Source organism: Luteirhabdus pelagi (assembly GCF_016827595.1).
Taxonomy (GTDB): domain Bacteria; phylum Bacteroidota; class Bacteroidia; order Flavobacteriales; family Flavobacteriaceae; genus Luteirhabdus; species Luteirhabdus pelagi.
Map to the genome: position 1 here is coordinate 19807 of NZ_JAECMS010000006.1, position 14055 is coordinate 33861.

Annotated in this window: 5 protein-coding genes; 1 reads left to right on the forward strand and 4 read right to left on the reverse strand. The window is 36.4% G+C overall.

The window, feature by feature from the left end; genetic code table 11:
- Nucleotides 1-6: 6 nt before the first annotated feature.
- The 4 genes from I4Q58_RS14050 to I4Q58_RS14065 form a co-directional block, all read right to left on the reverse strand.
- Complete coding sequence (locus tag I4Q58_RS14050) at nucleotides 7-6057, reverse strand: hypothetical protein (protein WP_203296539.1); 6051 nt, start codon at nucleotides 6055-6057, stop codon at nucleotides 7-9.
- Between the two features lie 80 nt (nucleotides 6058-6137).
- Nucleotides 6138-6806, reverse strand: a complete 669-nt coding sequence (locus I4Q58_RS14055) for a hypothetical protein (RefSeq protein ID WP_203296540.1) — start codon at nucleotides 6804-6806, stop codon at nucleotides 6138-6140.
- Between the two features lie 12 nt (nucleotides 6807-6818).
- Complete coding sequence (locus I4Q58_RS14060) at nucleotides 6819-10028, reverse strand: hypothetical protein (protein ID WP_203296541.1); 3210 nt, start codon at nucleotides 10026-10028, stop codon at nucleotides 6819-6821.
- Nucleotides 10028-12178: a hypothetical protein gene (locus tag I4Q58_RS14065; protein ID WP_203296542.1), complete on the reverse strand. Its 2151-nt coding sequence runs from the start codon at nucleotides 12176-12178 to the stop codon at nucleotides 10028-10030. Before I4Q58_RS14065 ends, I4Q58_RS14060 begins: the two co-directional genes overlap by 1 nt.
- Nucleotides 12179-12683: 505 nt before the next feature.
- On the opposite strand from I4Q58_RS14065, the gene I4Q58_RS14070 reads away from it, so the two are divergent.
- Nucleotides 12684-14045 (forward strand): T9SS type A sorting domain-containing protein, encoded by a 1362-nt coding sequence (locus tag I4Q58_RS14070; protein ID WP_203296543.1) that lies wholly within the window; start codon nucleotides 12684-12686, stop codon nucleotides 14043-14045.
- The last annotated feature ends 10 nt before the right edge of the window (nucleotides 14046-14055 follow it).

Consider the following 14055-nt stretch of genomic DNA (forward strand, 5'->3'; position numbering starts at 1 on the left):
GTGTAACTATTCATTAATGATTATATCCCCAGCAAATATTGTCTCTTCTTCTAAATATTCATTTCCATTCCATGCTAGATATTTAAACTTAAAATGCATTCTAGGTGCGGTAATATTCTGGCTCCCCCTCATGATTATAGCGCCTGAATAATCCTTATTATGTAATACATGATAGGAGCCATGTACATTTCCATTACCAAATGTGACTTGTATAGTATCCCGGGCTATATCAATTGGTATTCTTGGAATGTTAAAGGGCTCGGGGTTGCGAATAATGATTGCAACGATATTCCCGGTATTAGTATTTATTACCTTATGAAACTCGGTTCGCTCAGGTGGGTCTTGGGGCTTAAGCCCAAGTACGCCCTCCGTTACTCGATCATAAAAATGCATATATTGGGTCTCCAATGTATCCCCTATTTGACTATCAGAATTTGCAATAATCTGGTATGCTTCATCGAGTTCATTTTGGGAAACGGAAATATTTAATTCGTAAACAGCCTGAATTGGCTCAACCATTTCCTCATCTTGAATTAAATAGCTGTTCACTTGTTCAGTGAAGCTCTCATATCGAGAGGTCTGGAATGTATATTCATGTATTGGTTCACTTTTTACATTTCCAACAGTGTGCTCAAATGCATTATATAACAATGCTGTATATAGCTTTCTTGGCTTTAAGTTAACAGGCGTAATGGTAAAGTAAGAGCTTTGGGGAACAAGAGGAGATCCCAAATCTATCTCACACGGTAATTCACCATTTTCAATCATGTTATTGATGGCAATGATATGTGGCGGCAGTGATGGATCATCGTCAGACTGCCATGCATTCGATAGGTCAGATACTGGGACGGTCTCATCATAATCTACAGGAAGCGGGTATGGAATTATCACGTCTGTTACAGGATCTTTTATGGCAATATGTATAGCCCCTTCCAATGTAGGCATGCCATTGTAATCGTACCAATTATTTAGCATGTGTTCAACAAAATATTTCGTAAAGTAAATACTTATTCGGCATTGACCATTTCCATAGAATAAGGGTTTTGAACGCAACAAGTTACCGCTTGCCTTAGGATATGATCTATTATAATCTATATAAGAAGTTAAAGAAGTAAGAGGGTATTCCTCTGGTTTGGCATCTTGTGGAAGATAGTCAACTTCTGGATTCCTGTGATAGTGCCCTACTGGGCCAACCGTTTTAAAACCATAGTAATAGTCAAATTCACCAGGAGGGCTATCTCCGTTGTCTACTATATCTTTTAATGTAGCTTTGATGTAATAATGTGTATTTGGCCGCCAAATAGGCTGAAGCTGTTGGGTTACCCCTTCTATCATCAATTGATATTCTTCCTCAATTGCTTCGGAACCAGGAATTGTTTCATTCCATTCATGATTTTCCACACTTAACCAACAGACCTCCTGAAGTGATGTCTGACATTTTTTATTTGGTTTAGGGTCACAATCACAATTACCAAGATTATATATGATTTCCAAAAGCTTTATTGCAGAATTTTCTAAATTTCTAAAGCGTAGAATTTGCTCATGGTGTCCTATCAATTGTTGAATTTGTAAGAAAACATCCGTAAAATAAGAGAATTCATCTGAAAAAGAAGTATCGATAACTATAGCATCCAATTGTACGAGAAGATTGAAGAACTCTTGAATACATCCAATTGAATCGTCTACATCTTGACTGGTTTGAATAGGGACGAAACACTCATTATAAATCTGAAGTAGTTGATCATATAAAGAACAGATTACAGGGTTTTGCTCACAATTTCCAGCTTTTTCCTTTGGCTTTTCACCAGAACATACCGCTGACATCAAGTTTTCAAGTTCGGACAGCAATTGATTATAAGCGCTCGTATCCGTTGGTTCTGTAATGGTTACTTCGCCTGTAGCGCCATCATATGTTATTTCGAATAATTCAGCAATCTGCTCCAATATATCTAAAATCTCTGCTATATTGGTATCATTCGGCTCAATCACAATTTTCGAAATCGCCTTATCTTCATTTTGATAAACCACTTCCGATGAGAGTTCAGAAGCTAGTTTAATTACTTCTGTCACCAGTTCATATTCTAATGTGCTTGTGGTATCATCAATGATTGATTTATAATACCGAATCGTTACTTTCTCGGCATCCGTAGTCAATTTTAGTCCTACTTGTACGGATGGCTCTGGCAATACTATTACCATGCTATTGTAATTATTGAAAGAAAGAGATTTCGCGAAACTAAAATTATTTGGCACATTGGTAACCTCCATATATTCACTCTCAATAAGCACGATGTTACCATCGATAAACTCATATCCCGAAATATTGGAAAGTGTAAAATAGGCGCCATTAATAAAATGGCCGTTATATTGCGTTGGTGGGTAATATTTTATTCCCAAATCCTTGTTCAGCACATTAGAACAAACAGGAGTTCGAATTTCTTCTTGACAATATAAGGTTGAAGGTGTAATACCATATTGCTCAGGGATTACCCATCCCGGCTCCCCTGAATCCATATAGGTAAAAGGAGTAGTAGCCAAAAGACGAAGCGTATCATACTGTTTGCCCTTTATTTGCCAATATCCCACCTTTAAGTTAGCTACAGTAGGTCTATCAACTTCTTCCACCAATGCTTCGTATGGATGATATTCTTGCCAACTGGAACCATTCCAAGCCTTAATTTCAATATTCTCAATGGAATACTTGTGTTTAACCTGTCTGATTTCATGACCGCCCAAGACAATTTTTTCTGGCGGAACCAAATCGGTTGTATTTTCCGGTGGGAAGGTATAGCCCCCTATTTTTCCCGACACCGCTCCCGGCACAAGCCCTTTTTCCGTCTTAAATTCAATGTAGGTATCTAGTGGTATAACCTTTGAAATGTCATTTATTGTTGGTGGGTTTGACATCCCAAGGAAATCGAGCTTAAAGCTTTCATTCGTAAGCATATGAATACCTGTAACCAATTCTTCGGTTCGGTCTATTTCTGTTTGATTTGTTTGATATGGCAATGGAGGGATTGGAGAGCGGTCCACTGTATTATTTTTCTCCCACTTCAATTTTACAGTGAAGGACTTACATACCTTTACAAATAATACCTTAACACAGGCCCGGAAATCTACCTCCGCATAGATTAAGAAGGGCTTTGCAGCTTCTACTGTAAAAATAGCTTCCAACGACAATGAAATTCCTATAATCCAAATATCAACATCTATCCCTCCTCCTGCTGCTATGTATCCGCCAATCTGTGGGCTTTCGAAACTGACAAAACCGCCTACCTCCAAATATGCATAGATATGGACTTTGGCGGGACCGAACTTTTTACGTAATTCAAAATCCAATCTGGCGCCCGCTTCCATTCCTTGCGCGGATAGCATCAGGTATGATTGCGCCGTGAACAGGGTTAGTACTCTAGCCGTAACAGGATTATCCCTAGTCCCGAAATTGAGGTACCATGCACTTGAGTTATCGAAGAAGAAGCCAGCCTGTGCTTCTGCCTGTAGGTCCAAGATCCAACCATTGGATTTGGGAAGCTGATAATCTGCTCCAAAACCGAACTCTAAACTATTATCACCAATCGCTACAAAGGCAAAGAAAGGTGGCTCTGTTGAATCCAGCATACCAAGACGGTTTGCCAAAACGTTTGCCCTTCCCTCCAAAATAAATACCGAAGGTATAGACAATACCGCCATTAATCGTGTAGAGAATGTAAAGCCATCATCGAATAATGTTGCCAAAACCGTACCTGCTCCAATAGAGAAGGCGTCCGTCGGATTGCCCTCGTTCAATTCAGCTGGCGTGATAAATTTATCAATATTCACGCCCCGTTGTGGGTAGGTAAAGTAATCGTACCAGGTGGCCTCTGGAGCAAGCTGTGGGATAGCAGACTTACTAGCGATATACTGATAGCCAATTAGCCCGCCAAAACCATAAAAACCTAATCCTGTAGCACCCAAAGGAATAGGTGTAGGGATTTCAATACCAGCTTCCAGAATAAAGGCTGGATATCGAGGTTGAAGCCTCATTGCTGCCCCACCGGCCATTCGAGCTTTAGGTAACTTAACCGAAACTGAACCCCTGTATTCAGGTGATTCTCCGGGGTCTGGAATTGTAAGCGACCCATGAATGATTGCCAGGGCAGTTTTGGGATCAGCTGTCCCTGGAATTATTAAATCGACCTCAATGGTTTGGATACGGATAAAGTTATTACCCTCTCCTTCAAACTCATCATTATCTACTGTATAATAATACTTAATACCTTCCCCCCGAACATCCAATCCTAATGGATCTAAACTTATGGCGCCATCGAAGCCCCAATAGTTGTACTTACGCATATCACCTTGATACTCTTGTTGAGTAGAGCCGAGATGTATTCCTGTAACAGCCATTTCAATAGGGCCAAGGTTTAGGGATATGTTGGTTGGAATCGAGGTCGTTCCCCCTACGATTTCCATCCTACCTGTATCGTATATGCGAAGTCTTGGAATTTCAATTACCTGATCTCCCAGCAATTTTTGCATGGTAGCATTCAGAAATGAGATTTGGCATGACGTACCGATATAAAAATCGTCATCCTGTCTGCCCAACTCCAACGTTAAGAAATTGAACTTCACAAAATTCAACAATGTAAATGGAATTCCATCTGGTTCCGAAGCGGTTAGGTTGAAATCACCATTTTCATATAGATGACCGCTAATATCTATTTTTGCCTGTTCGTTATTATTGTCCTTCAGCTTAGGGATCTCGATGTAACCCAATATACTCGACTCAATAATGATATTTTGCTTAAAGCGTAAATCAAACTTGTTGAATCCAACTCTCCAATCGCCTATTTGAGCAGTAAGATAGCTATTGGGGGGTATAGTGCCACCACCAACAGCTTGAATGCCAAATAATCCTGAGATGCCACCAGTTCCTACTAAAAACTCTTTACCAAAAAGTTCCACTGTGGTATTGTCAACATTATTAAACCATTTTTTTGGGAGGGTTACAGAAACCTCATCGGCATATACCCCCATAAATTCAACAGGCCGATTGTCAGCATCTGCTTCTGGAATGTTTTCCTGCGCACTTAAATCCAGCTTAAGTCTTTCAACATTTATTATTAGTCCTGTTTTTCCAATTTGTGCAGGCTGTGATTGCGTAAGAGCTAAGTCCAACTCATAATTTATGCCTGCTTCAGTACCTGCATAAAATAATGCCTCTCCAAATCTAAAATTCACTCTAGGATATCCAGTATCCCCTACTTCAGGGATTTCCTCCAACGTACTTTCATCTACCGGAACCAGCATCCATCTTGGAAATTCTATTGCAGCAGATAATTCCAATGTTGCTGAAAACCTTGGCAAAACCAATTCTTTAATATAGGACTCAACATTATCCGTAGGTAGGAGGCTCTTAAAAAATACATTTAACTTTCTTTTGGTTTCAGCCGTGTCATTGTTATTGAGTATATATGTTTCGTAAATGGAAATAGCTGGAGGTTGTCCAATAGCACTCTGCATTTCTATTAGCAGTTGAGGCATCGGATTGGGATCATTAGGAACGGAAATGGAAACCCCATATTGCGCGTTAATATCTAATACAAATTGCTCAATTAAGGTATTACTATTGGGTTCAGTAAATGTGTTAATACCATTGGCGACAACTTGACCTTCTGGAATTTTCAAAATTTGAAGAGCAAGATCATAGAATGCTTCAGGAGAGAAATTGAAATTATCAAGATTAAACGAGCGTAGATAGGCTAGTATAGGCCACTGATATTGAATGGTAATTGGAAAAGCTGAAACTCCTGCATCATCAACAGTAGGGTTGAGAACTATAAATATATCAGCTCCTGGTAGCTCGATATCCAAGCGTTTTTTACTTACTATATCAAGGCTGTAAAACGCAGTATCTCCGTTAGGGCTTTTTGAAAACTGTAGATTGCGGTAATGTATTTTTCCAAAAAGTGATGCCAACCCGTCCCTAAGGAAATTTAAGAATTCAGGAAATTCATCCAATGTCACCACCGTATCCAGGGTGGGGTAGTATCTTGCTATAATCTGTTCCTGTGGCATCTTAACTTATTTTAATCTAACAATTTTATTCTTCTTTGAAACTACATCTTAATTGGGCATATTATTTTTTATTGAAATAATTATAATTGGGACAGTCTTTCTTTAAGGGCATTGAAAAAATCAACTTCTAAAGGCTCAGGTCTGTCATTGGTATAGTAATCTATTAGACTGTTTATATAATTTTCATATCCTGAATCATTATTTAGTTTTAAGATTATGGCCCATTTGTGAGGTAGAGGCTGTGATATAACTTTTCTTCTTTCTGAACCCGGTAAATCTTTAAAAGCCAGGTAAAGGTCTGTATGTGTCTTATATTGGTCCGAAAAGGCAAGGCAATGGTCTATGGCCTGTTGCAGATGGGGTTTTACCTCCTGAAAATCGGCATCGGTCTCAACATCTTTATCTGCCAAAAAATTGAAAATGGTCTCTCCGTAATCCTGTTTAGTTAAAAATGCTGTTTCACACGTCCTATAGTATTCTCTGTATTCGTAACCTTTTAATGGAAAATGGCGCAATACCTCACTGAACAGTGTCTCGACATCGTAGAACGTGATAATTATAGCAGCACCCCCATATCTGGCAGAATCCGGAAAGTATAAAGAACTTGATATAAATATCTTTAACAACCTGTCTGTTTCCTCTTTGTAGAAATAGCCATCCCTATTATGAAAGGAATAGTCTGCGGGGGTCAGCTGTGCCATATGGCGCAGGTAATCTTCTTTATTATATACTACATCGTAATTGGGCATAGTCTCTATTTTTTAAAATAACTTTTCTAAATCGTTTATGGCCGTACCATCAGTAAAATCGTATAGCTTGAACAGCGAAATAGAATTCGGCCTTAATTCATCATTTTGTAATAATATGGCATTATCCACCAAATTATATTTACCTTCTCTATCAACATTTCTTACTTTAAGCCTTTCAAAACCTCCGTTTTGTAGACTCTGTAAAAACTGGGTCTGCCGTGTGGACAAATTGGTGCCTTGCTGTAATTTGGTTTCGAGTATGATAATGTCTTCTATTATTTTATTGTCGAAATCGTCGAAGCCCCATTTTACAAACATCTGGTCTGCTACAAAATAGTTTGCGTCGTTAAAGTACAGTTGTACATTATTGTAAAACTGGTAGTTGTTGTTGATATCCTTTCCCGTTTCGATCAATATTTTGGATTGTACGGGATTAAACACGCTGCCCAGCCTTTTTTCCAATCCAGATGTAACAATATTCTTTTCAAACTGCCTGCCAATTCGGGTCACATACTTAAAGAAACGAGTACGTACCCATCTGTACCATTGGGGGTCATCCTCGTAATATTTTGCGTATTGCAGGGCCTCGTCTGGATCCTGTATTATTTTTTTTACAAGCGTACCTGTTTCTTCCGGGTAACGCAACAGTAAATCTCTAAAGGTCTCGCCGCCCGAGTTACTAGATAGCTCGTTCTTAAATACGGTCAAGTTATCTGTAGTGTAATCTTCCAGCCCCTCGACTATCATACGATTGCTATTGATATTAGGAAAATCCTTAATGGCAACCCATTTATCCAATAATACCCCGTCCGGTCGAAGCATTCCTACCACATCCGGTCTATTTGCTTCATTAAAGGCAAATATAAATATGTCTTGGTCTGTGCTGTTTAAATTACTGGTAAGAACATTAACTTGGGCTGTATCTAAATTGAACCTTTCAGAAAATCTTAAAAGCCTTTGCGAGAGGTCGGTTGCATTTTCTGCAAATTGGCCAATAGTGCTTACAGCTTCGTCTTTTGTCGCTGGAGAGGTATTGGCACCGTCAATATCGTCAAATTTATTCCTTAGCACGACAGGGTTACCATTTACCTCTCTCATAATTCGTTTTGCATAGCGTTGCAACTGCAAATGAGCGCCTATTTCTATACTACCAAAAGAAAGAGCAAGAAGATTTATAAAATTTTTGATTTGTTTACAGGTCTCATCATTAGGTTGACATTCAACTAGATTAGCAAAGAAATCTACCACACCAATTGAAACCTCCAAACCTCCTACTATAATTCTAGCTCCCTGCCAGGACATTATGGATAAACCACCACCAAACCATCTTAGGTGTCTTAGTTTTGCTAAATTACCTACACCACTAAACGTTAAAACCCCATCTACCAATAAGCCTACGAAAGTTTCTATATTACTATTACTTCCCGTTTTGTCAATATGATACAAGACAAATGCCGGCACCAAGGAGTTGATTTCTCCGCTTTGAGCATCAATATAGGGTATAGGAGTAGCAGTATCTATACCCGTATCAATCATAGTCAAGGGTTGCAATAAATCGTAGGTTCCATACAATAGATTTCTGTAAATGGTCGTACCATCGTCCCCATAATCCTCATCAAAAGAAACAGGTAACCCTTTTTCAAAAGCAAGGATTTTACTTCCTTCAAGCGAGAAGTTGAAATTATCTAGATAAAATCCAAAAAGCTTATCACTCCTATAAGAAATTGTAATTGGCGCTGCCTCTTGAGAATAAGAAGCGTCTCTATAAAAGACAGTGTTGTAACACGTTGAACCACAAGTGGGTTCTTCGCTTGCGGGATATGTTTCATATCCTGGCATATGAGAATAGTAAAAAACGTAATTTCCCGCAGGTTGAGAAAACGGGGCGATTTGGTCTTGGACTGGAAGTTGGGGCTGAAGCTGTTTATATCCAATGGTAAAGTCCTTTAGATTGTCGTTTTCATCATAAGGATTAAATTTTGTGTAAGACCATAGTGTATAAAGGAGTTGAATAAACTTATCTCGGGTATTGGTAATAGGGCTATTCGAATTAAAAACTGCATTGTTCAATTCAATAAAACCCCTCGTAATATTTAACGTTGAGCTCATCCTTTTATAAAGTAACTCAAACAAAGTTATTCTACCTTCATCAGCCTCTGTTTCTCCTGAAATTAAACTATAATTTGCTAGCCAACCTATGAAGTCTTCTACTTTCTGAATATTAGAAGCACCGCCTTCAACTATATGCTGTGAGAATGAATCAATAAGCCTGAGCAGCATATCTTCCCAAGCATCTTTTTCAAAAATTGTACTTAAAAAATCTTTGTTTATAAGATCTAAAATGACTTGTTTCCTAATTTCCGGAGTGAAATAACTCAGTCTTTTTGAAGATAGACTACTACACAACCAAACATATTTTTCATCATTATCTGCAATTTGTATTTTGTATCCATTTATTTTAAGTACACTATAGAGTCTATTAATGTCTGAAAGATATGATTTGAAGTTTTCTATTGGTACAGGAGTGCCAGAAAACATTGGTTCTGTTTCCCATTCATCTTTCTGTTCTTGGCTTATCACATCAAAGGGAGGCTGATTAAAGTAAGCATCAAAGATTTGTGTGTCAATATTTGCAATTACAATTGCGCTTAAGGCGATATTTGTAATTATCTCTATTTTTTCTTCCTCTGAAAGTGTTGGAATTAAATCAACATATTGATATTTGTTCGTAAGATAGAATTCATTTGCTGTATTATTTGTTAAAGCAAACAAATAAGTTAACGCTGCATCAGAAGGCAAAATAATTGATTGTACAATAGGGGTGAAACCTAAAAATTTAATATAATTCTTAGTAGAATCAAAGTCAAACGTATATGATACTAACCAAGGTGTGTAATTCCCAGAATCCTCAATTATTTCAAGTTTTTTGACGACAATTTGGTCACCATCCTTTGCGGGGTTTGAATTTTGAATAAAATCATACTTTGAATTGATGTTTAACTTATAAGAGCTTAAAGCCAAATATTTTAAAAAATCATCCTCATACCAATAACCTCCAGGCAGAAATTTATCATTTGATTTAAAATCTTTACGATTAACAGACACAAATTTCTTCCCGTTCTTTTTAAAGCTAACCACAAAACCTGTGTTGACAGAGTATTTAACATCAGTCCAATCATCTTGAACAATTATTCCAGATTTTAATATATAAGCTTGAGCCATTATAAACTTAGTTCTAAATTGAGTGAAAGTTCTTCTTCCCCACTATTACTCATAAATTGAGTGAAAAGTTTTGAGTAAAACCAATACTCATCCACTGAATAGACTAGTATTTTCTCTTCAGGTCTTATTAATTGTATAGTCCCGGTTGAATCCTCCCCTATTATTCCTAGTTCGTAGATATAATATCTTTCTTCCAACCTGAAAACACCTGTTTCAATCTCTTCAAAATATAGCCTAGTATTTCTTAAAGGGTTTATTTGTAATGCTTCCACCAATAAATTAAATTCATCATTATCGATTCCCACAAACATTTGTGGGTTTTCTTTAATGTTTTTTTCTTTTTGGTGAACAGCAATAACAAAATCATTTTTTGTTTGAAGTGTGAAAAATTCAACTCCAAAGGAATCGATAGTAATATATGACTCTCCGGGTTTATCAGTAATTGGAATTTGAAAAGAAGTATCACTAAAATTCTTATTTTGCGAATTAAAAAAAAGACCTTTCCCTATTCCATTTTCGTAATTAATTTCAATAATTCTTCTTTTCTGTAACTTCTCTTCTATTCCGTCACTAAAAGAAAGATAATCTTCTATCATCATTGCTTTACCAATAAATGAAACACTATTATCCAAATTCTTATCATAAACACGAATAATTTGCCGTCTATTGTAAGAAAACCCATTTATAGTAGACTCTTCAAATTCAATTAAATTTTCAGAATTAAGAAGTCCAAATATTTGGTCAAATTCTTTTAAATTGGAATGATTATTTCCATCAATTAAACTCACAAAGCTTCCTTTAAAAAGTAGAACAGCAAACTGAGATACATTTAAACTATTTGAGTTTTCATTTACCGCAGAAAAAAACAATTTGAAGGACGTAGTGAATTTTCCAGAATTTACAAGTTCATTTTCAGAAAGTGTCTCAATTTCATCTGTGAGAAAATTATTCTTAGCATCCATTCCTAAATTCGCTAACTGTCCATACAATATTGGAGAAAAATCATTCTGATACAAAAGTTGTAAATGAATTTCATTGACTGAGTTGTTGTGAGATTGAATTTCATCGTGGATTATTAAAGGCCAACCGCTGGTACCATATATTTGTGCAGGTGGCATATTTTCGGCATCAATACCTATTTTTATCGTTTCGTTTCCTCCAACCAAATCTGAATAAGTGCCATAGTAATTGTAAGACCTCCCTAAATGCCCTTGTATATGTATATAAACTTTGTTTCTCGTAAAATAAGTGGATACTATATCCTCATAAATAGCTTGCCCTTCTTTAAGAATAGGTTGGCTGGATAGTTGAGCGAGCCATACTTTACCATTATCCTTAAAATGGAGCCCATAGTATGCAGCTGGGTCCATAAAAGTATGTATTGTTTCCCGATATTGCTTTTCAGCAACATCTGGGGGGAGGTTTTCAATATTTAATATTTGGTTATTCGCTCGCGCATAGGATAAGTCAAAATAAAACCCAGTATCTGATACGGTTTCTTTGTAATCGCCTTTATTCAAGACAATCTCAAAACCAAAATCGTTAGTAAAATTACCCAAATGAACACCTTTAGATATCATTGGCATTTCAAAACCATCTATTTCTGTTTGGGTGGATTCGTTAAAACTGCTCTGTTTAAAAAAATAATCATCTATCAGAGACGAAGGTTGCTGGTTAGAAGGGTCATAACCAATCCAGGCAGCGGGAAAATCGTTTGCATCTGCTGTGGTTTCATCCCAATCATTAAAATCCTTGAGGTGTCCCCAAATAACATTTAAAAACTCTGATGCACCACCTAAATCATTATTGCCAATTAAAATGGAATCTCCAGTAGGGATAAAGTCTGTTTTATTAAGCCCTCTATAAATAAAATATTTAATTGATATGCCTTTGATGGGTTGGCGATAGGGTCGTAAAATAAGATTAACTTTTGAACTATCATCACTATTTGGTTGAAGAAAAACTTGACCTGTGCAAACTGCAAATGCTTTTTGCGTACCAGAAACTGAAAATAGTGAGCTGGTGCGATATTGGGTCGTTTCATTACCAACTACAGGACCAAATGCCTGAGAAGATGACTGAGACAAGGTAGCGGGATTGTCCGTAAAGTAGAAAGATTCTGGATACAACTGTGGAACTCTATTTTCCATAATTTTATTAGTAATTATCTAGCAATGTGGGCCTAATCAAAATGACAATCTATTCTTGCAAATGGGGAACTTAATGAATCAAAACAAATTATGATATCTCATTTCGCAAACTAATAGTGTATATTATCTCGGCAAAGCTTTACATGCACTGAAAAACAATAAATTCGCAGATATTGAAAAATCAATATCCTTTCCAAGCATCTGTAATAAATAAAAAACTTAGACTTAACTAATTTCGGAAGGGGAGTTGAATAAAATGAAAGGAAAAAGCTGGCTTTTTACATTTCTTATTATAAAGAACGTAAATTTTTATGATAATCGTATATAAATGAGTATAAAATTTATGTTATGAAAATTTTACTTTTGTTTAATTTGAGATTTACTAGCCTTTAGAAATATAGAATTAGATGAAGAAATATAAAGGTTCTAACTATTATACATATATTTGAAACCTACTTACTTCCCAATTTAATACAATTTTATTCCTCTAAAAAATTGGATGGTTATGCGACATTTTTTATTCCTTTCGGTATATTTTCTATGTATATCAATTTCATTTGGGCAAACGTTCGTTCCAGATGACAATTTCGAACAGGCCTTGATCGATTTAGGGTATGATACTCCCCCTTTGGATGATTTTGTTCCAACCGAGAATATAGAAAACGTTCTAGAGCTCAACTTGAATGGCGCAGGAATTAGCGACTTGACTGGAATCGAGGATTTCGCTGATTTGCAGGAACTAATATGCCCCCTTAACAACTTGAGTAGTATTGATGTTTCACAAAACCTAAATCTAACGGAATTAAACATCATTGATAACTTTATTTCAACCATAGATTTATCGAGCAATTTACAGCTTCAAAATTTACAATGCGGGGGTAACAATTTGTCCAATTTGGATCTGAGCGAGAATATTAATTTAAAGATTTTGAATGTTCAAGATAATAATCTCTCCGAAATAGATATCAGCTCTAATGTTGAGCTAGAATGGGTGATATTGAATGATAATAATTTAGAAGCTCTAAGTATAGAAAGTAACATAGCATTAGAGTCATTAGCCATAGACGATAACAACCTACAGTCGATAGATTTAACACAGAATGTAAACCTATTAGGCTTGGACATCCGGAATAACAGCGAAATACAGGACATCGACTTATCCCAAAACCCAAATCTTGAAAGTCTAGATATTACGAACTTAATGATTAGCAGTATTGATTTGTCGAATAATCCTAATTTGGTTCTTCTTCGAGCTGGAAAAAATAGTTTTTCCTCTATTGATATTTCACTTCAAACAGGATTAACTACGCTAGAAGTATTTGAAAACAATTTATCTGAACTAGATATCTCAGCGAATTTAGATTTACAGTTCTTCTATGTTTCTGATAATCAAATCACCCAATTGGATTTATCCAATCATCCCGATCTTTTCGCTATAAACGTTTCAGGTAATGATCTGGAGTACTTTAATATAAATAATGGGAACAATGAGGACATAACTTTCTTTGCCGCTAGCGACAACCCAAATCTATTCTGTATCCAGGTTGATGATGTTGCCTATAGTGAAGCAAACTGGACAAACATTGATGAGCAAACTGTTTTTAGTACGAAATGTGAACCTCTCAATACTTCAGTAATTCCAAGTGAATCCACATTCACCATTTATCCAAACCCATCAAAAGAGATTTTTTATATTGATAATAATAAAAATATAGCGGAAGTAGTAGTATTTGATGCCCTAGGAAGAAAAATGTTATCTACAAATACGAATTATATTGATGCTTCTGGGTTGGTCAGCGGAACGTATTTTCTCAAAATAATTACTAAGAGCGGTGACAAACACTTTCAGAGGATCATAAAACAATAAAATTGACATT